Annotated in this window: 17 protein-coding genes; 12 read left to right on the plus strand and 5 right to left on the minus strand. The window is 45.3% G+C overall.

Annotation, left to right across the window (positions count from 1 at the left end; all coding sequences use genetic code 11):
* Positions 1-70: 70 nt before the first annotated feature.
* Positions 71-466 (plus strand): OsmC family protein, encoded by a 396-nt coding sequence (locus tag KNP98_RS12585; protein ID WP_088838483.1) that lies wholly within the window; start codon positions 71-73, stop codon positions 464-466.
* Positions 467-550: 84 nt separating this feature from the next.
* A complete protein-coding gene (locus KNP98_RS12590) occupies positions 551-934 on the plus strand; it encodes an ACT domain-containing protein (RefSeq protein ID WP_157898478.1) in 384 nt (127 codons plus the stop codon).
* A gap of 96 nt (positions 935-1,030) precedes the next feature.
* Here KNP98_RS12590 and KNP98_RS12595 read toward each other — a convergent pair whose 3' ends face one another.
* Positions 1,031-1,711 (minus strand): Crp/Fnr family transcriptional regulator, encoded by a 681-nt coding sequence (locus KNP98_RS12595; RefSeq protein WP_214766004.1) that lies wholly within the window; start codon positions 1,709-1,711, stop codon positions 1,031-1,033.
* 240 nt (positions 1,712-1,951) lie between these two features.
* On the opposite strand from KNP98_RS12595, the gene KNP98_RS12600 reads away from it, so the two are divergent.
* The gene (locus KNP98_RS12600; RefSeq protein WP_088837075.1) at positions 1,952-2,380 is read left to right on the plus strand and encodes an OsmC family protein; all 429 of its coding nucleotides are present in this window, start codon (positions 1,952-1,954) and stop codon (positions 2,378-2,380) included.
* Between the two features lie 107 nt (positions 2,381-2,487).
* Here the strand turns inward: KNP98_RS12600 and KNP98_RS12605 are convergent, their stop codons facing one another.
* A complete protein-coding gene (locus tag KNP98_RS12605) occupies positions 2,488-3,165 on the minus strand; it encodes a GntR family transcriptional regulator (protein WP_214766005.1) in 678 nt (225 codons plus the stop codon).
* A 179-nt stretch (positions 3,166-3,344) separates the two neighbouring features.
* Between KNP98_RS12605 and KNP98_RS12610 the strand changes: the two genes are divergently transcribed.
* The 6 genes from KNP98_RS12610 to manA all read left to right on the plus strand — a co-directional run bounded on the left by KNP98_RS12610 (position 3,345) and on the right by manA (position 11,916).
* The gene (locus KNP98_RS12610; RefSeq protein ID WP_214766007.1) at positions 3,345-4,196 is read left to right on the plus strand and encodes a YitT family protein; all 852 of its coding nucleotides are present in this window, start codon (positions 3,345-3,347) and stop codon (positions 4,194-4,196) included.
* 137 nt (positions 4,197-4,333) lie between these two features.
* Positions 4,334-5,059, plus strand: a complete 726-nt coding sequence (locus KNP98_RS12615) for a MurR/RpiR family transcriptional regulator (RefSeq protein ID WP_088837078.1) — start codon at positions 4,334-4,336, stop codon at positions 5,057-5,059.
* A 132-nt stretch (positions 5,060-5,191) separates the two neighbouring features.
* Complete coding sequence (mngA, locus tag KNP98_RS12620) at positions 5,192-7,120, plus strand: PTS 2-O-a-mannosyl-D-glycerate transporter subunit IIABC (RefSeq protein ID WP_214808168.1); 1,929 nt, start codon at positions 5,192-5,194, stop codon at positions 7,118-7,120.
* Between the two features lie 15 nt (positions 7,121-7,135).
* Positions 7,136-9,754 (plus strand): mannosylglycerate hydrolase, encoded by a 2,619-nt coding sequence (gene mngB, locus KNP98_RS12625; protein WP_214808170.1) that lies wholly within the window; start codon positions 7,136-7,138, stop codon positions 9,752-9,754.
* A gap of 58 nt (positions 9,755-9,812) precedes the next feature.
* Positions 9,813-10,961: a glycerate kinase gene (locus KNP98_RS12630; RefSeq protein WP_214766013.1), complete on the plus strand. Its 1,149-nt coding sequence runs from the start codon at positions 9,813-9,815 to the stop codon at positions 10,959-10,961.
* A 16-nt stretch (positions 10,962-10,977) separates the two neighbouring features.
* On the plus strand, positions 10,978-11,916 hold the full coding sequence (manA, locus tag KNP98_RS12635; RefSeq protein WP_214766015.1) for a mannose-6-phosphate isomerase, class I: 939 nt from the start codon (positions 10,978-10,980) through the stop codon (positions 11,914-11,916).
* 291 nt (positions 11,917-12,207) lie between these two features.
* On the opposite strand, the gene KNP98_RS12640 is transcribed toward manA, so the two are convergent.
* Positions 12,208-12,711 (minus strand): peroxiredoxin family protein, encoded by a 504-nt coding sequence (locus KNP98_RS12640; protein WP_214769222.1) that lies wholly within the window; start codon positions 12,709-12,711, stop codon positions 12,208-12,210.
* A 356-nt stretch (positions 12,712-13,067) separates the two neighbouring features.
* Between KNP98_RS12640 and KNP98_RS12645 the strand changes: the two genes are divergently transcribed.
* The 3 genes from KNP98_RS12645 to KNP98_RS12655 all read left to right on the plus strand — a co-directional run bounded on the left by KNP98_RS12645 (position 13,068) and on the right by KNP98_RS12655 (position 15,969).
* The gene (locus KNP98_RS12645) at positions 13,068-13,979 is read left to right on the plus strand and encodes a methyl-accepting chemotaxis protein (RefSeq protein WP_214803580.1); all 912 of its coding nucleotides are present in this window, start codon (positions 13,068-13,070) and stop codon (positions 13,977-13,979) included.
* A 127-nt stretch (positions 13,980-14,106) separates the two neighbouring features.
* Entirely contained in the window at positions 14,107-15,498 is a 1,392-nt protein-coding gene (locus tag KNP98_RS12650) for a DUF1565 domain-containing protein (RefSeq protein ID WP_214766019.1), read from the plus strand.
* 147 nt (positions 15,499-15,645) lie between these two features.
* Positions 15,646-15,969, plus strand: a complete 324-nt coding sequence (locus tag KNP98_RS12655; protein ID WP_088837084.1) for a hypothetical protein — start codon at positions 15,646-15,648, stop codon at positions 15,967-15,969.
* A gap of 58 nt (positions 15,970-16,027) precedes the next feature.
* Here KNP98_RS12655 and KNP98_RS12660 read toward each other — a convergent pair whose 3' ends face one another.
* Both KNP98_RS12660 and KNP98_RS12665 read right to left on the minus strand, forming a co-directional pair.
* Positions 16,028-18,664, minus strand: a complete 2,637-nt coding sequence (locus KNP98_RS12660; RefSeq protein WP_214811619.1) for an ABC transporter permease — start codon at positions 18,662-18,664, stop codon at positions 16,028-16,030.
* An 87-nt stretch (positions 18,665-18,751) separates the two neighbouring features.
* On the minus strand, positions 18,752-19,447 hold the full coding sequence (locus KNP98_RS12665) for an ABC transporter ATP-binding protein (RefSeq protein ID WP_088837086.1): 696 nt from the start codon (positions 19,445-19,447) through the stop codon (positions 18,752-18,754).
* Between the last annotated feature and the right edge of the window lie 232 nt (positions 19,448-19,679).

Genomic DNA, 19,679 nt, shown 5'->3' on the forward strand with positions numbered 1-19,679 from the left:
TATTGAAAAACTAAACGATTAAAAGGAGCGGTTGATTGTGATCGAAAAAGTGACAGCAGTCTCAAAAGGGATGCACACGGAAGGTCAGGCAGGGATTCATACGATCCGGATTGATGAGCCCGAAAGCATGGGTGGTGGAGATCAAGGCGCGAATCCTCTTGCGACGCTACTCGTCGCCCTCGTCGGTTGTGAAAATGCGGTCGCGAATTTCGTCGCAAAAGAGATTGAGTTTGATTTACAAGGAATCGACTTTGAAGTCGAAGGTTCGATTGACCCGCGCGGCATGATGGGTGACCCGTCTGTCCGGACACAATTCAAGCGGGTCACGGTCCATGCGAAGGTCACGACATCGGAAACGGAAGAACGGGTCCAGGAATTGCAAAAAATCGTCGATGCCCGTTGTCCGATTTCGACGACACTCGTCGCAGCGGACGTCACACTTGTCGCGAATTGGACGAAAGCGTAAAAAACACCTCCGAAATCTAGACCTGTACAAGGCTAAGATTCGGGGGTATTCTTATGACATCTAAGATAAGAGGGGGATAAACAATTGAACTTAACAGTCTTACCAGAAGAATTATCGGTCGTTCGCTATGCGGTTGAAGCCACACTACCAGAATGGATCTTTCAGAGTGGATCATTTTGGAACATCATGAAAACACGTGATGAGCTATCGGTCGTCTGCGAGACATCCAGTATTCCGACAGACGAGACATACTTAAAAATCGAGTCCGGATTTCGGGCAATCAAGGTCGAAGGTCCACTTGATTTTGCATTGACGGGTATTTTATCCAAGCTGATTCGTCCACTTGCAGCACATGAAATCAGTATCTTTGCTTTATCCACATATGATACGGACTATATTCTCGTAAAAGATGTCACGCTCGAGCGAACGGTTGAACTGTTCCGGGCAGATGGCCATCAGATTGTTTGAACTTGTGCTTAAACCTAAAAAACGGTCATTTCTCGAAAAAAGATTCGGGCAATGACCGTTTTTAGTTGGCGTAATTAGTAGGCCGTACTTAAAAAATTAAAATTGGTTGAGAAGCTCACTTGCACGATTGGCATCAATCGCGAAGTAGAGCTCTTTTTTGAGCACTTCCTCTTTTTTTAACTGATTCAGAATGAGGCTCGTTGTCTCTCTTGTGGAACCGATCATTTGTGCGATGTCAGTGTGGGTAAGTTTCAAATCGATTGATTGCCACTGTTTGTGTCGCGTGCCCGATTTTTCACTCAGCTTCAGCAACAAATAAACGATTCGGTATTTCACATCATTTAGCGCGAGGTGCTCACTGAAGGAGTAGACATCCTTTAGTCGATTTGACAAGACTTGAATCAATTTCATCGCAATTTTTGGATTACTTTCGATGAATGTTTCGAACTGATCAGTTGGCATGATACAAAGGCACGTATCTGTCATGGCTTCTGCATACATGTCGTCGTCCGTCAACGATAGTGTTGCCGTTTCTCCGAACGTGTTGCCACCAACTAAAACATCAACTGTGAATTGCTTGCCTTGTTTATTCATCCGATACAAACGAACTTGTCCTTCTTTTAGAAAAAATAGTGCGTCTTGCCGTTGATGCGGCGAGAGGATAACGTCGCCCCGTTTCAACTGGACCATTTCACTTGCGTCATTAATAAGTTGCAATTCGTTCGTCGGAAGTTCTTCAAACAAGCTGATTTGCGACAAAAGCTTAAGTTTATCCATGTTATTACTCCTTTTGGTCATCTCTTCATCAAGATGAGGATTGTCTTTTCACTATAACTGGTTTTCATAGATTTTCTAAACAGATAGTTTCGAATCAGCAGCAAACATGAACAGGTAATCGCCGAAAGTGTAAGCTGGCTTACACGCGTAAGCATTCGTCTTGGAGAGAGAAAAGACTGCGTGGTACGGTATGCGTGTGGTAAAGAAACCAACAAAAAAGTGTATGAGGAGAGATTACAAATGGTTGAAAAAATTACAGCAGTATCAAAAGGTATGTATACAGAAGGCGTTTCACACGGTCATAAAGTCATCATCGATGAGCCGGCGAAAATGGGCGGAACAGATGAAGGTGCAAATCCACTTGCAACACTGCTTGTTGCTTTGACAGGTTGCGAAAATGCGATTGCTAACTTCGTCGCAAAAGAAATCAACTTCGATCTGCAAGGAATTGAATTTGAAGTGGAAGGCACGCTGGATCCACGCGGTATGATGGGGGATGCATCAGTTCGTCCCTATTTCGAACGCATCACAGTCAATGCAAAAGTCTTAACAAGCGAATCCGAAGAACGTGTACAAGAATTGCAACACATTGTGGATTCACGTTGCCCAGTCTACACGACTATGGTCGCTGCAAATGTTGAAATGGTGCCAAACTGGACAAAAGCGTAAACGAATAAATGAACTATTCTTAACTGCAGCATCAATATAATATGTAATCTGTCACACGCAACGCGTTCACTTCCGAGTCGTCGGGAAATGGATGCGTTGCGTTTTTTTTAGAACATATCTTCAAGCGACTGGTAAGGTTCCGTTATTGACTTAATAGAGTCTAATGTCTGGTGTAAATGGCGTTGCAGGGCATCGGTAACAAGATCAACCTGACGGGATTCAATCGCTGTGATGATCTCGAGATGCTCCTTAAGGCTCTTGTTATTTCTTTTACTTTTATAATCAATGACATTGTACATCATTAAATAGACATCGATTTGATCAATGATCCGACTTAAAAATTCAATGACATACCGGTTCTGACTTTTTTCGGCGAGTAGCATATGAAATTTTTTGTTGATGCTCGTATATTCGGTTAAATCTTCATGAGTGTAGGCGTCCAGTTCTTTTTCGATGAGTTGCTTTAAATAGTCAAGATCCTTCTGTTCGACATTCGCGAGACCAAATTTTACGGCGACACCTTCTAATTCAATCCGGAGTTCAAACGCCTGAATGATGTCATTTACGGTCGGTTGAATCACATAAGCTCCGCGATTCGGTTTCAGGACGACGTATCCATCAAGTTCGAGTTTCTTAAAAGCGTTCCGGACGGGCGTCCTGCTTGTCTCAAGTTTCTCGGCGATGACGGATTCAGTAAGTTGCATACCGGGAGCAAATTCCCGATTGAGGATAGCTCGTTTAATTTTTTCAATAATAATCGTTTCGATGGGTTTTACAGTTTTCATGAAAACGTTCCTCCGTCCATTGAATTGTCTCTTATTTTATTTTAGCATTTTTCCCGGTCGATTCTTTCTGAAAAATCGAATGGTTTTTATAACTGAAAAAAGCAATAGACAAAACAGGTTTTATGTAGTAGAACTAAATTGTACTACAATTTAGTTCTACTACAAAGGAGAGCAAAAAAATGCAAAAAAAACATGTACTGCAATTACATGCCGGGCTTTTGATGGTGGCCTTTAATATTCACTTTATCCTAGTACCAAATTCGGTCGCGGCCGGCGGGATTTCAGGGCTTTCCGTTATCATCCACGAATTTCTGCCGAACTTGTCGTTAGGTGTGCTCATGATAGGATTGAACGTTTTTATTTTTTGTATCGGTTTTGCTTTCTTAGGGTTTACTTTCGGTTTTAAAACAGTCTATGCAAGTCTGGTATTATCTTTGTTTGTGTATATGCTCGATTTGTATGCACCAATCCGTCAACCGGTAGGCAATGATTTATTCATCCAGCTAGTATTTGGTTTTTCGATTAATGCATACGGGATGGCATTGATTTTTAGTCATAATGCTTCGACCGGCGGAACAGATATTTTAGCGATGATATTGAATAAATGGAGTGGTGTACGAATTGGAGTAGCTGTACTTTTATTTGATTTAAGCATTGCGCTTGTGTCCAGTATGCTATTTGGAATTGAGAAGGGAATGTATGCTGTATTTGGTGTATTTCTCAATGGGGTCCTGATCGATACTTTGCTACAAAAATTAAAGCAGCATAGTGAAGTTGTCATCATCAGTCATCAATTTGAACATATCCAGTCCTTTATTCTACAGGAATTAAAGGCACCGGCAACGGTTCATGTCGTTAATACTAGTTCTTCGAAGGCGAAGCAACATGTAATCACGGTGCATTTGATGTCACCGGACGTCACGAAATTAAAGCGTTTTGTGTTGGCAACGGACTCCACTGCCTATTTAACGATTACGCAGACCAAGGAAATATACGGAAGTCATGAAGAGAAGGCATTCCAGCGTGCGTGAACGTTCATTAAAAGGAATTCGCTGAAACCGGTTAAAGGGTCCGTCCTTGAAGTGACTGTTGTTTTGACTCGAGCTTTTGTATACTGTTTAATTGGTAGACAATTAAACGGTTAAACGTTGCGGCAGGAGTGGGGTATATGTTGACTTTTAAGGAACGGATTCAAAAGTATGAATATCACCTGAACGATACAGACGATCAGATTATTTCATATATCAACGATCATTTTACGAACGTAACACGCATGTCGATTCAGGCGATTGCGGAAGAATCTTTTACAGTCCCGAATACAATCGTCCGGTTAGCTAAAAAATTAGGCTATGACGGTTTTTCGCACATGAAAAATGCAATCAAGCATGAACTTGAAGCAAATGAAGAAGATGTGCCGGGTGACGTATTAAAAAAGACGAAAGAACTCATCGATGAAGTACATGTCGAGCAAGTTCATCATTTACTCGAACAAGCCCGTCGCGTACTCGTATACGGTATTGGAGACTCTGTCACCTATTGCGAATACTTGGTGCAAGGGTATCGAGTCGTTAATAAAAAATGTGAGTTTTATCTTCACCGTCATACGACAATCACGGAACTAGAAGCGATGACACCGAAGGACTTACTTCTTTTGATATCCGTTTCTGGCGAGAGTGAAGCCGTCATTGAACTGGCAGGGCGGGCAAAAGAGAAAAACATTCCGATTGTCAGTATCACCCACTTTACGCATAACAGCCTCGTGAACTATGCCGATTACCGCCTCTATTTTTATTCGCCCCCTGAACGCTTATTACATCACAACATTACAAACCCGACTCCGATTTTTTACTTGTTGCGTCATCTGTTAGAACAGTATTGGAAAAATCACAAGTGATGTGTATTTATACACATGAAAACCCTTACAAAAGAAAAGGATGTGAAAGAAGAAGAAGAATCAAGCTTCTTCTTTTTTTGTTGATACACTACAGGTAATTCATTAAAAGTAAAAATGAAAGGGGTTACAAACATGTTGTTGCAAGCGAATACATCAACCTCACTTTTACATGTTCAACAGGCATTTGATTCAAAAGATCAAGCGATTCGCTTTTTAATTCACGAACTCGCCGAAGCCGGTAAAATTTCATCGGAAGAAGCATTTTATGAAGCAGTCATCGCTCGGGAGGGACTGTCACCGACAGGATTTGAAGGGGGGCTTGCGATTCCCCATGGTAAGTCAGATAGTGTCAGAGAAGCATCATTTGCGATTGCGACGTTGACAAAACCGATAACGGACTGGGAAAGCATTGATCCGGCAAACAAGGTGGAGCTGGTCATCCTGCTGGCGATTCCTTCAGCGGAAGCGGGATCAACCCATTTGACACTATTGGCTGAATTTGTAACCCGTCTTTCAAACGAAGACTACAAAAACCGCCTCCTTCAATCGCGTTCAGCAGAAGACTTACTGGCAGCCTTAGACGCCTCTGTCGATGAAAAGACGGACTCAACAGCAGAAGTTCCTTCGTCTGGAAAGTTAGTACTGGCAGTTACAGCATGTCCGGCAGGGATTGCGCATACGTACATGGCAGCCGAAGCATTGATTAAGGCCGGTCGCGAACTTGGCATCGAAGTGAAGGTTGAAAAACAAGGCGCAAACGGAATCGAAGACCGACATGCAGCCAAAGATTTACAGCAGGCAGATGCCGTCATCTTTGCAGTTGACGTCGCGGTAAAGGACGAAGCACGTTTTAAAGGCATTCCGTCTATAAAAACATCAGTCGCTGCCCCGCTTCGTAGTGCAAAGGATCTCCTGGAAAAAGCTTTGACGAAAAGTGAAAATGTGAAGTCTGATGCTGACCGGATGGCGGATGAAGCGGATGAGGAGCCGACGAATTGGAAAAGCGAAGTGAAAGCGTCATTGCTGACAGGTATCTCGCATATTATTCCGGTTATCGTTGCCGGAGGGATGACGCTTGCCGTCGCCGTCTTCATCTCCCAACTGTTTGATTTACAGGCGCTCTATGCGGAAGAAGGTTCGTGGTTATGGTTACTGCGTCAATTAGGGGGATCCCTGCTCGGTCAGTTAATGATTCCGATTTTAGCTGCATACATGGCGTATTCGATTGCTGATAAGCCTGCTCTAGGACCTGGATTTGCTGCCGGAGTCGCAGCCAACTTAATCGGTAGTGGCTTCTTAGGTGGAATGCTCGGAGGCTTACTTGCCGGATATTTCCTCAAATTCTTAAAGCAAAAAGTTAAACCGAAGGGTACATTTGCCGGGTTTATCAGTTTTTGGTTTTATCCGGTCGTCGGAACACTTGTCGTCGGGTCAATCATGTTATTTGTCGTCGGTCGTCCGTTAGCGTATTTAAATACAGGACTGATTTCTTGGCTGGATGGATTAGAGGGGGCTAATGCTTTATTACTCGGGGCAATCATTGGTGCGATGGTTTCGTTTGATCTCGGTGGACCAATCAATAAAGCGGCGTATACATTTTGTATCGGAGCGATGGCGAGCGGAAATTTAATCCCGTATGCCACATTTGCTTCAGTCAAGATGGTATCAGCGTTTGCCGTAACCGGTGCAACCCGCCTAGGCAAAGAGGCGTTCACTAAAGAAGAACGGGAAATTGGAAAACAAACCTGGTTACTCGGTTTAGCAGGGATTACGGAAGGGGCGATTCCTTTCATGATTAATGATCCCCTCCGTGTCATTCCCTCATTAGTCGCAGGATCCGCCGTGACGGGAGCGATTGTGGCCTATTTCGGAATCGGTCTGAACGTACCGGGAGCAGGTATCTTTTCGTTGGCATTACTTCAGGGACAACCCCTCGTACTTGCGGCATCAGTATGGCTTGGTGCGGCATTGGTTGGAGCGTTCATTTCGATGGTCCTTCTCCTTCTCACTCGAAAACATAAAAATAAAAAGCATCAGGATGCACTGAAAAATGTTGCTTAAAGGGAGCTGGAAACAATGAAAAATGTTCATGTCGTACCACATATGCACTGGGATCGGGAATGGTACTTCTCGACCGAAGAATCACGCATCTTATTAGTCAATAATTTAGAAGAAATCATGGAAAGGCTTGAAACGGATGAAAATTATCCATATTACGTTTTAGATGGACAAACCTCAATCCTCGAAGATTATCTTGCGGTAAAGCCGGAGAACCGGTCACGGATAAAACAGCTAGTTCAATCAGGAAAATTGATTATTGGACCTTGGTATACCCAAACAGACGAAATGATTGTAGGCGGGGAGTCGATTGTCAGAAACTTATTGTACGGCATTAAAGATTCAGGTGAATTTGGTCCCCATATGAAGATTGGTTATTTACCGGATTCGTTCGGGCAGTCGGCACAAATGCCGATGATTTTGAACGGATTCGATATCGAACGCTCGATTTTCTGGCGAGGAACGTCGGAACGGCATGGAACGAACAAAACTGAATTCAACTGGAATTCAGCGGACGGTTCCAATGTACTCGTCCAGCTGATGCCGCTCGGCTATGCAATCGGTAAATATTTACCGACTGAAGAAACGGCACTAAGAAAGCGAATGGATAAATATTTGCCTGTCCTCGATAAGGGTGCGACCGGAGATCATCTGCTGTTACCGAATGGTCATGATCAAATGCCGCTCCAGCAAAACATTACGGAAGTCATCGAACAACTACATCGTCTGTATCCGGAACGCGAGTTTTTCTTGAGTCGATACGAAGATTTATTTGATCAACTGGAGCAACAACTTAATCTGCCGACCATTTCAGGAGAGTTTTTAGATGGGAAATATATGCGTGTTCACCGTAGCATCTATTCGACACGGATGGACATCAAAGCGATGAATACTCAAATCGAAAACAAGCTGACGAATACATTAGAACCGTTAATGAGCCTTGCCTATTCACTTGGGATTGAATACCATCACGGGCTAGTCGAATTGATTTGGAAAGAAATCATGAAAAATCATGCCCATGATAGCATCGGATGTTGTTGCTCCGATAAAGTCCATCAAGAAATTTACAACCGTTTTTTCATTGCAAACGAAAAAACCGATCAATTGATTTCATTCTATAAAAGAAAGATTGTCGATTCGATTGCGACGGAGCGAATGGAAGACCGGTTAACCTTCTTTAATTTGAATGCGAGTCAGGAAACGACCACAACGACGACGGAAATCATCAGTAAATTTGAAAATATCCGTCTGGAAACGGAAGCAGGGCAGCCTGTTCCTTATCAGTTGATGAAAAAAGCAGTCATCGATCCGGGGCTGATTGACCGCCAAATCGTCCACTATGGAAACTATGATCCGTTTTATCGTTACACAATTGAACTTGATATCACACTTCCGGCCTTGAGTTATGAAACACTTTTCGTTGTTGAAGAGAGTGCGACTCCGGACGCGTTGCCGCAGGCGGAAACAGGTATAACGGAATGTGACACAGCGCTGTATCACGTAGTAATTCAGTCGAACGGTACACTTGATGTGACAGATAAACAGTCGAATCGGACGTACCGCGATCTCTTCCTGCTTGAGGACAGTGGGGACGATGGAGATGAATATGATTATTCGCCCCTGCTTCATGATGTGAGTATTACGACAGAAACGGATCGCCCGACAATCGAAGTCACACAAACAAATTATCGGGTAATGATCCGAATTGATCACCGCTTCGCTGTACCGGCAGATTTAGAAGAGCGGAAGCAAGGCAAACGGACGAAAGAGATGACGGTCGCGCTTGAAATCGTCTTAAAGCATGACGATCCTGTTATTGCCTTTAATGTGACGATTACGAACAACGCGAAGGACCACCGTTTACGTTTGTTGATTCCGGCAGAAGTAAACACCCGGCAAACATTTTCAGATAATCAGTTTGGTGTAATACACCGCCCCTTCGTCGATGATGCGCTCCGTGTGTGGGAAGAGGAACAATGGAATGAACGACCAGACGGTATCTTCCCGATGTTATCGTATGTTGGGCTAAAGGATGATGAGACAGAGAACGGACTCGGTTTAATCACGAACAGCTCACGGGAATATGAGGTCATTGCAGGAGCTCGACCAACGCTTGCAGTTACGCTGTTCCGTAGCGTAGGTGTACTCGGAAAAGAAGAGCTCGTACGCCGCCCGGGTCGTCCGTCAGGAATCAAATTAGCGACACCGGATTCGCAGATGATCGGAACATACAGCTTTGATTTCGGTCTCGTTTCACTCCGCAAAGAAGAAGAACTGGCCGTTTGCGCTAAGCGTCACTTATCACCGACTGTTGCTTACAATAAAATCCCGCACGATGCGATGCGTTTAAATCCGACCGGACTCCATTTGCCGGTATCGTATTCGTTATTCGAACTCGAATCGACGGGGATTATCATGAGTACGTTGAAAAAAGCAGAGCAAGGGGAAGGACTCATTCTTCGTGTCTTCAATCCGACGACGACCAGCCGATCTGTTCGATTTAAATCAAACCAAACGGGAACGTTCCATGAAGTCAATTTAAACGAAGCACATCCGGTTGAAATCACGTCAGCGGTACAAGACAAATCTTATGAGGTCGCACCGAACCAAGTAAAAACAATTCTTATTAAAAGATAATTAATCGTCAGACCATGGTCTGATTTGAAGGTCTGTAAAACGACAGGAGGGCTGACGAATGCAAGAACGACAAACCATTTTAGTCGCAATGGACTCTTTTAAAGGAAGTTTAAGTTCAGCTCAGGCAAACGGGGCGGTCATGGAAGGAATTCGTCAAATCAATCCGAATCAATCCATACAATCGATCGAGGTGGCAGATGGCGGCGAAGGAACGGTCGCTGCCTTGACTGGCCCCTTTAATTTAACGAGACGGAAAGTTACTGTGCATGATGCAAACGGCCGTCCGACTGAAGCCGTATATGGTCATAACAAAAAGACAAAACGTGCCGTGATCGAAGTCGCATCTGCTTGTGGATTACCACAACTGAAAAAGGAAGAACGGAATCCGCTAACTGCGACATCGTTCGGGGTCGGACAATTAATTACAGATGCCCTGTCGTCAGGAGCACGGCGGATTTACTTAGGACTCGGCGGTTCGGCGACGACTGATGCAGGGGTCGGCATGCTTCAGGCATTGGGGTACCGATTTCTGGCACAGGACGGGACAGAAATTACAGAGATGCAAGAACTTACTTCTTTGGCGTCCATCGATGAGACACGGGTTCACCCTGCTCTCGAAGATTGTCAATTCACAATCATTTGTGATGTCGATAATGTTTTCTACGGTCCAACTGGAGCTGCATATGTATACGGTCCCCAAAAAGGGGCATCCGAGCGTGATGTTGTCGAGCTGAATGATCGTCTCATCCATGTAGCAAAAGTAATTACGGAACATACTGGAATAGATGTTCAGTCTATTCAAGGAGCAGGTGCCGCAGGTGGATTAGGAGGTGCTTGTTCGTCGCTCTTACAGGCTGAATTAAAACGCGGTGCTGAACTGATTTTGGAGGAAACAGGGGTCATGGCGCAAATAGCGGACTATGCGTTTATTTTTTCAGGTGAAGGAAAAATTGACGGACAGACGTTTCAAGGGAAATTGCCGCAAGCAATCGGGCAATTCGGACACCGGTTCGGCATCCCCGTTATTTTATTAGGCGGAAGTGTCGACGCACCGATTGAACACATAAGGACAGCAGGGATCACAGCTGCGTTTTCGATCACACAACAACCGGTCGCGCTAGAGGAGATGATGCAGCCTAAAAAAGCATATGACACTCTGAAGTACACGGCGGCCAATCTATATGCACTATGGATGACGATGAGATGAAAGGATGAAGCCGAAAATGATTTTAAAATGTACACCTGTATTTCAAGAACGGCTTTGGGGGGGACGAAAGCTCGCCTCACGTTTTAACTATGAAATTCCTGACGGTCCAATCGGCGAATGTTGGGGGATTTCGGGTCATCCCAATGGAATGAGCATCATTGAAACAGGACACTATGCCGGCTACTCAATAGAACGGTTATGGTCTGAGGAACGGGAATTGTTCGGCGACTACACATTAGCGGAATTCCCACTATTAGTGAAGATTCTAGATGCAGAAAAAGATCTGTCGGTTCAGGTCCATCCGAGTGATGAACAAGCTTTTGAGCTGGAGGGTGAAGCATACGGAAAAACGGAATGCTGGTATGTCATCGAAGCAGAAAAAGATGCGGAAATCATTTTAGGTCATACTGCCCGAACGAAAGAAGCGTTGCGAGAGTCAATCGAACAAGCTGAATGGAGTACCTTGTTGCGGACACAACGTGTCAAAGCGGGCGATTTTATTTTTGTACCGAGCGGAACGATCCATGCGATTGGAAAAGGCATTGTGGTTCTCGAGACACAACAATCTTCTGATACGACCTACCGGCTGTATGATTTCGACCGTATTGATGATGTTGGAGAAAAAAGAGTTTTGCACCTTGAACAAGCGTTTAATGTCATTACAACACCCGATGTTACGTTTTACGGACGAACAGAGACGAAGCAAGTGACAAACGCAGAGATCACGACGCTTATTAAAGTTCCGGAATTCAACGTATATCACGTCAAAGTAAAAGACGGGTTTGTCCTTAAGCCACTTGAACGTTTCCGTACGATCACAATTTTAAACGGGCACGGAGAGATTGAGAATGTACCGGTTCAAGCGGGAGATCATTTCATTATTCCGCAGGGACAAGCTCCCCGCAATTGTATGGGAACATTTGAATTCATCATGAGTGATGTGGAAGTTCGATGAATATAACTGGAGTCTTTCAAGATAATAACGTGAATAATTGACTGAATATTCAGACTTTAATGTCGGTTAGTTTCACACATTACAGGATTTGTGAACGAGAAAGTCCACTCCTTAGGGGGAGGATGAACGTGAGTTTAATTTCGGAGTCCAGCTAGTAGGAGTTTTAGAAATCAACAAGTTAATCAGGCTGCCCTTACACAGTATTTTATCCGTGTAAGGGCAGCCTGGTTTTTGTTGGATACATTCTTCATTGGAGTGAATGAAATAAGCGTTCACCTATTTATTTTTTTATCATTTTAAGTTCTTCTTAATATACGTAATGATTTTACGAAGTTCAGTAGCAGTAGGACGACCAAACGGGCTAGTTTGCCGTTGCTGATAAAGAAGAGATCCTGTTTCATCAACAAGGAAATAAGCCGGCTCACCATGTAATCCATGATCCTCATAAGGTGAATCTTCACCGTGGTAATAGACGTCAAAGTCTTTAAGGACCTTCAGCTCTTCATCGGAGAGCACAGGGAAGGACAGTTGCTCTTTTGAAGTCATTTCCGACAAATTTTTTAATTGATCCGTCGCAATCGTAATGAGATCGACGCCATGTTTATCAAAAAAGCCTTTATTTTCTTCAAGTTCCTTTAAATCTGCGACACAAACAGGACACCATGCCCCTCTAAAGAAGATGATTAGCTGCCAATTGTTGTCTTGTTTTTTCGATGAAGGATAGTGATAATCTTCACCTGTTGTAGAAGGGAGCGTAAATGATGGAATATGTGTACCTAGTTGAAATGTACTCATTGTATTCTATTCCTCCTTAATGTTAAATCTACTTATTACCTTACACCATCTGTAGCAGAAAGGCTGTAACTCTGCTTACAAAACGTCTCTTAAATTTAAATCATGATTTAATTCGGAAAAAAGTTTAAAACCTGATAAATCAGGATATAATTACTTAATACGTATAGTATATGAGGATAAAGAATTTTACGTAAAAATGACCCAAATCTTTTTTTTACCATTTATCTTTAATTCTTACTATTAATATTTAGAATTAATTGTCAATCATTCCATTATGTACATTATTAAAAAACTTCTCCATGTATAAAACAGACGGTTGTACACGGGAGAAGATTTAAGCTAAGGAGACCACCCACTTGACTACATTTCTTTCAAACGAAAAAACACTCTCATCCACCCATGTCCTGGAAGCCTTAAAAACAAATGTCGCCATGATCCGGTTTGACGTACAACGCCGTGTCGTCGACGTCAATGATCTGTTCGCGAAGACGATGAAATACCGACGCGACGAAATGATTGGGATGCACCATCATCTGTTTTGTCCACCGGAATTCGTCAACAGCCCTGCTTACCAGGAACTTTGGAATAAGTTACTAAGCGGTTTCAGTGCCGCCGACAAAATCAAGCGGATTGATTCGCGGGGCAATGCGATTTGGCTCGAAGCGACGTATATGCCGATTTACGAAAATGATCAGGTCGTCGGCGTCGTCAAGATTGCGTCAGACATTACGGCGCGACAGGAAACGATTGCAGAATATGCGACATCCTTCGAAGAAATTGCGACACATCTCGATGAGCGTTCGCTTCAAGGAAAGCAGGAAAGTGAAGAATTGAAGCGAACGATTGAAAAAATGGCGACGGATGCCAAAAACAATTTGCAGACGTTAGCGAACTTACAGGCACAATCGTCGGAAATCACAAAAATCGCGGGGACGATTAAAGAGATTGCCGCCCAAACGAACTTGTTGTCTTTGAACGCCTCGATTGAAGCAGCGCGCGCGGGTGAACACGGGAGTGGATTTAACGTCGTTGCGATGGAAGTCAGAAACCTTTCGAAACTCGTCGAACTCGCCGTCGTCAACGTCCGAACGACGACCGATGACATGAACAAGGAATTAAGCCGGATTGAAACCGGGATTACACGGGCGAACGAAGATGCCTCGTCAAGCGTCCGCGTCATGGAAGAGACGTTAAGCCGGTTTGATACAGTCAGTCATGCGGCCGAGACCTTGAATCAAACTTCGAAAAAATTCACGACCATTATCTAAACGATTCGTCAGGAGCGAGGAAGCGGCTTCTGATTTTTTTTAGGAGACCGTTCTGAAAATCAAGTATAATGAAAAGAAGAGACGAAACGATTGCACGTCAGATCGTTTTTTAAAGGACGTGAAGCTTGTGAAAAATCGTTACATCCTCCTCTTGTTTCTCTTGCTAGGAGGGGCTTTTCTTTATACCGTCTGGATCAATCCGAGTCTCAAGGCGAATGAAATTCATGTCGCACTGGACGGTGACGATGTACAAGACGGATCCCGGAAAAACCCGGTCCGGACGCTAAAACAGGCAGCTGCGTTAGCGAAACCAGGGACGACCGTATATGTCCATGCTGGCGTCTACACGGAACCGCTCGTCGTCAAAAACAGCGGGACGAAGGCGAAACCGGTCGTCTTTCGACCGTACCGGAATGATGAAGTCATCTTAAGCGGGAAAAAACTCAAGTCGCAAGATGGAACAACGGCGCTCATCACGATGGACGGGAAGGCCTACGTGACGATTCGCGGCTTCATCATCGAGGACATCAAAACGAAGCGTGCCGATGAAACGATCATCGGCATTTACCTGACGGGACCGAGCCACGACGTGACGCTCGAGCAAAACACCGTCCGCCGGATCGAAACGTCATCGAAAGACGGAAACGGGCACGGGATTGCCGTCTACGGGACAGAACCGATGCATGACATCACGCTTACAAAAAATCGTGTCGAAGATTGCCGGCTCGGTTCGAGTGAATCAATTGTTTTAAACGGGGACATCCGACGTTTCACTGTCAAAGAGAACCGGGTCAGCCGAAATGATAACATCGGAATCGATTTGATCGGGCACGAGGGCGTCGCGACGAGCGGAACAGATTACGTTCGGGACGGAATCGTCACCGGCAATATCGTCCACGACATCTCGTCCTACGGGAACCCGGCTTACGGGAACGCGTATGCTGCCGGCGGGATATACGTCGACGGCGGGAAAAATATCGACATCATCAACAATACCGTCTATCGAAGTGATATCGGAATCGAAGTGACATCCGAGCATCACGGAAAATATGCTGAACAGATTAATGTCGTCGGGAATACAGTGTATGAAAACAACTACACGGGCATCGCGATTGGCGGCTACGACAGCAAGCGGGGCGGGACACGACAGACGGTGATTCAACAAAATGTCCTTTACCGGAACGATACGAAGGGCGAAGACGGCGGACAACTGTTGGTCCAGCACTATGTGGAAACGACACGCTTCGAGGAAAATACTGTGACGGCGGGTCCGTCACGCATCATGATCGCCAATTACGTGTCGAGCGGTTCGACGAATCAGTTCGCACGCAACGTCTATGAAAAAGAGCCCGGCAAGACGAGTGACTGGATTTGGGAAGAGGACGCCTTGTCGTTTGCTGCATTTAATAAACAAGTCAGTGATGCGACGTCACTGTATACAGATCCGTTATATGTCAATGCCGCGGATTATGACTTCCGGTTAAAAGAAAATTCACCCGTCTTGAAACTCCGTAAATGATCGCATCCATCATTTAATCACTTAAATCGATGCGGAAGAAGGAAACGAAGCGATTGTGTATAAATAGAAAGAAGTGAACGGTCAACTATTTGCGATAAGAAGTACGTTTCACAGGAAAGACGAATCGCTTGGCCGAGGAGGAACATTGTGAAAAAGTCCATCTTAGCATTCTTTTTACTGACACTGATTGGTTGCGTCGGCTATGTCGTCCTCAACCGGGGACCGGACGTCGCTTATGAAAAAATGGTTCAAGCAAAAGTGACGCAATATGTCCAAAAACAATATGGAAAAGCACAAATCGTCGAGGTCCGTCCGGCATATGCCGATACGGACGAAAGTAAGGAGCGGCGCCACCAAATCGCCGTCAAGCTGAAGGCATACAAGCAGGATCAATACATGTTGTACCGCTTAAAGAAAAATAAAGTGATTGAACTCGGACTGACAGAGACGTTGCCGATTCCAAAGCAATGAATCACGAAACAGGCATGATGGCCGCGAGCCATCATGCCTGTTTCGTGTATGGATGCGGTTAGCCTGCATCTTTCAACTCTTGATACGGATTGACCCGTGCCGCGATTTGCGCCGGCAGCAGTGAAGCGATTGTCCCGAACAGGATTGGCAAAGCAAGCGAGACACCGATCAAGAGCGGTTCGTCCCACGGGACTAAATCATACAGGACGTAAATCGTCAGATAGGAAATGCTGAGACCGACCAGCCCTGCGACGAATCCGATCAGCATCCCTTCGAGCAGAATCAATTGGCGGATCGAACGATTCGTCCAACCGACAGCTTTGAGGATGGCGAGGGAGGCGCGGCGGTCGGTGACGTTTTGCCACATGATTTCACCGGTCGTCAAGATGGCGATCGTGATCGCGACGCCCATCGTCACGTAATGCATCGGGCCGACTTGAAGCGCGACGAACTGGCCGAGCCAGGACGTATAGAGGACACCTTGCAAGTGGAACGTCACGAACAGGAAGAACGTCAACAGCGCTGTCGGTAACGCAATCGACAGAATCGACAACGCATTACGTTTCCATTTACCGAAGATTTCCTTTAACGCCAGTGTAAAGGTCGAACGCAGACCCAGTTTGATGTGTGAGGATGCGGCGTATTCACCGGTCTTGATCGCTTCGTACGGCGAAATCTGACGAATCGTCCAGGCGGACCAGGCAGCACCGGTCAGGTAGATGAGTAAGCTGAATCCGGCGATCAAGACGAGACTCAGTACGTTCATCGTTTCATTGCGGACATACGAGAAAATACTTTCGACGAGCAGGGCGACGAGCGAGACGAAGCCTGCGAGCAGTACGGCTTCAATCATGACGATCCGGTAAAGATCTTTCGTCCGCCAGCCGAGTGCGAGCAAGACAGCGAACTCTTTCCGGCGGGCAAGCATCGAGACGTAGCTCGTCGCGAGGACATACACGATGGCGACGGCAAGCATCGCGAAGATGACACCGGAGAAGCCGACGCTCGTCTCACGGAAAATCGTCATCGCGGCACCGATGTGGATCCACGGCTGTTCAATCCAGCCGAGTGTCTTCCCGTCATCAACGACTTTCGTCACGACCGGTTGCGGGGAGGAGCCTTTCGTGATCGTCGCGACGAGACCGGTCTCTTGTTCAATTTGTTTCTTCACGTCTTGCAGCAGTTGTTCCGACTGTTCGCTGACGGTCGCTGCTCCTTTGACTTTTAAACGAATGGATGAAATCGCTTGTTTCCCGTTAACTGCTAAGGCGCTGTCAAGCGTCGTCAGGATATTTGGTGAACTGGTCAATAGACCGACCGGGTTTCCTGACGTATCAATCGGTTTAGCCGGATTGATCGGTTTTCCTTCGGCGTCAAGGACGAGATCAGCTGACGACGGACGATATGTTTCCATCGGTAATTCGTTGAGTGGATCTTTTGAGACGTTGATTTTGTTCGGATCATATAAACCGACGACATTAAATGATAAGTATGGGAACGCAGTGTCTACTTCACCTGGCTTTGGCTTGTTTATTTTTCGACCACTCGATTCAAGTGACCGGAATCCATGCTCAGGGAAATAATTTTTCCCATATGTCCAATTTTTAATTTGGATGGGAGCGGAATTTATCTCATAAGCCGTAGTCCAACGGGTTGGATAAGGACTGTTGATTGTTTTGAACTGGAGCGGACCTGATGTGTAGAGCAATTGTGCCCCCTCTAACTCATCCGTGCCTAAGGCAGTAGCGTTCGTTTTTTCTATCAATTGTTGTAAATACGTTTTTTCTACTTTAGACATCGGGATTGTGAGATGTTGAATGACTTTAGCAGAATACGTAGTAAGGGCAGAGTTAGTAATGGAACGTTTTGGTTGTTTTTTAATCAATTCATCAATCAGCTTTTGTTGATCTTGTTCCGTTACAAAAGGAGCATCCAATCGTTCAATCGTGTATTCATAATTGCCCTGATTAAAGGAATTCGGATTAATGAGGACGGGAATGATATGTTCACCCGGGTTGTTTCCAGGTTTATGGTGATCAAGGTTAGAGAAATAACGCGATTTATTTTTCGAACTGACACTTTCATCCAGTCCGACCAGTCGCGCTTCTTCGACCGGATCGATGGCGACGACAAGGGCAGGATTTCTTGCGTTGGCATCTTGAAAATATTCAACTGGATTCGTCGTAAAGGAGGCATTTTGAGGAACAGGGACTTTTGTGCCTTGTGCAATATGGATGATTTCTTGCGATTGCTGTTCTTTCGTAAAACCATTTTGAATGTAATTCGTCGTCGTCAAACGATATATGCCTGGCTTTGTCGGAAACTTTAACGCTTTTTTGTAAGAAACACTCGAATTCGCGTACCCCATCACAGCAATCGGTGCGGCAATATCAACTTCCTTCATCTGTTTGATGTCCTCATACTGTTGAAAGGAAATCCCGCCGTTGATGCCGTTCAAATAGTTCGGCTCAAGCAGGTCACTCGCTTCGGTCGCCATCTGGCTGCCTTTCGGTCGGACGACGATGTCGTAAGCGGACGACCATTTTTTCTGTAATGTCTGTTCGACCGTTCCTTGACTTGAATCGGTCAGGTTGAACATCAAACTGAGTCCGGCACTGATAATCAGGGCACCGACAAGCGTCAAGATGAATTTAAAGCGTTGCCGGCGCCAGTGGTTCAAAACGAAACGTAGCATCTGGATCCTCCTTGATGTTGTAATGAGTAGCGAGGTGAGCCGTGGAGCATTTGGTAAAGGCCGATAAGAAGAGCTGTGATGTCTCGTTTACCCGCTTTGGATGGTCTTCTTACGACGATCTTCAATGATTTGTCCGTCCTGCATGAACAGAATCCGGTCCGCCCGTTCAGCAAGTGCCAGGTCATGGGTGACGAACAAAATGCCGCACTGCTCTTCCCTGTGCAGGTCAAGCAACAATTGAAAAATTGTCTCGCCGGTGACGGAATCAAGATTTCCGGTCGGTTCATCGGCAAGGATCCAGCGCGGGCGACTGATCAGCGCCCGTGCGATTGCGACCCGTTGCTGTTGACCCCCGGACAGTTGGGCCGGTAACGCGTGTTGTTTTTCAAGTAAGCCGACTTTCTCGAGGATCTGGGCAATCCGCTCTTCTTTATTGAAGTCCGTTTTTTGTTTTAAGAGCGGGACGAGCACGTTTTCTTTGACCGTCAACGCAGGCAGAAGGTGAAATTGTTGAAAGACGAAGCCGATTTCCTGTGCCCGGAAGGCGGAGAGGCGGCGATTTTTCCAACGGCTGATGTCTTGGCCGTCGTATTCGATTTGTCCGGACGTCGGACGGTCGAGTGAACCGATCATACTGAGAAAGGTCGACTTGCCGGAACCCGAGGCACCGACGATTGCCGTCACTTCGGTGGCTGAGAACTGGCACGTGAGGTCGTTTAAGACGAGTAATGGACTCCCGGCTAATTGAAACGCATGGGAGAGGTGATTAACGGAAATATCCATTCGAACGCTCCTTTTACAAAATAAGGTAACTCAACTATAAAATTATTTGAAAATTTTGTCTATTGTTCTTTTTATTATCGGGTTAAAAACTGAGACAGCCTTGGCTCGTCAGTGCCTGCTGATTATGCGTAGTATCCTTTTAGATACTTAACCACATTAATGTGCCTACTTCTCAGTTCACAAACAGGACTTTATGATAAGAGAGTAAGAGACAGAAAAAACAGGTGGTTGT

This window comes from Exiguobacterium sp. s127 (assembly GCF_018618695.1).
GTDB classification, from domain to species: domain Bacteria; phylum Bacillota; class Bacilli; order Exiguobacteriales; family Exiguobacteriaceae; genus Exiguobacterium_A; species Exiguobacterium_A oxidotolerans.

Bases quoted from the DNA above. Each gene is read 5' to 3' on its own strand.
- KNP98_RS12605 (WP_214766005.1), bottom strand. From the start codon at position 3,165: ATGAAAACTGTAAAACCCATCGAAACGATTATTATTGAAAAAATTAAA.
- KNP98_RS12585 (WP_088838483.1), top strand. From the start codon at position 71: ATGCACACGGAAGGTCAGGCAGGGATTCATACGATCCGGATTGATGAG.
- manA (WP_214766015.1), top strand. From the start codon at position 10,978: ATGATTTTAAAATGTACACCTGTATTTCAAGAACGGCTTTGGGGGGGA.
- KNP98_RS12665 (WP_088837086.1), bottom strand. From the start codon at position 19,447: ATGGATATTTCCGTTAATCACCTCTCCCATGCGTTTCAATTAGCCGGG.
- KNP98_RS12600 (WP_088837075.1), top strand. From the start codon at position 1,952: ATGGTTGAAAAAATTACAGCAGTATCAAAAGGTATGTATACAGAAGGC.
- mngB (WP_214808170.1), top strand. From the start codon at position 7,136: ATGAAAAATGTTCATGTCGTACCACATATGCACTGGGATCGGGAATGG.
- KNP98_RS12630 (WP_214766013.1), top strand. From the start codon at position 9,813: ATGCAAGAACGACAAACCATTTTAGTCGCAATGGACTCTTTTAAAGGA.
- mngA (WP_214808168.1), top strand. From the start codon at position 5,192: ATGTTGTTGCAAGCGAATACATCAACCTCACTTTTACATGTTCAACAG.
- KNP98_RS12610 (WP_214766007.1), top strand. From the start codon at position 3,345: ATGCAAAAAAAACATGTACTGCAATTACATGCCGGGCTTTTGATGGTG.
- KNP98_RS12595 (WP_214766004.1), bottom strand. From the start codon at position 1,711: ATGGATAAACTTAAGCTTTTGTCGCAAATCAGCTTGTTTGAAGAACTT.
- KNP98_RS12640 (WP_214769222.1), bottom strand. From the start codon at position 12,711: ATGAGTACATTTCAACTAGGTACACATATTCCATCATTTACGCTCCCT.
- KNP98_RS12615 (WP_088837078.1), top strand. From the start codon at position 4,334: ATGTTGACTTTTAAGGAACGGATTCAAAAGTATGAATATCACCTGAAC.
- KNP98_RS12660 (WP_214811619.1), bottom strand. From the start codon at position 18,664: ATGCTACGTTTCGTTTTGAACCACTGGCGCCGGCAACGCTTTAAATTC.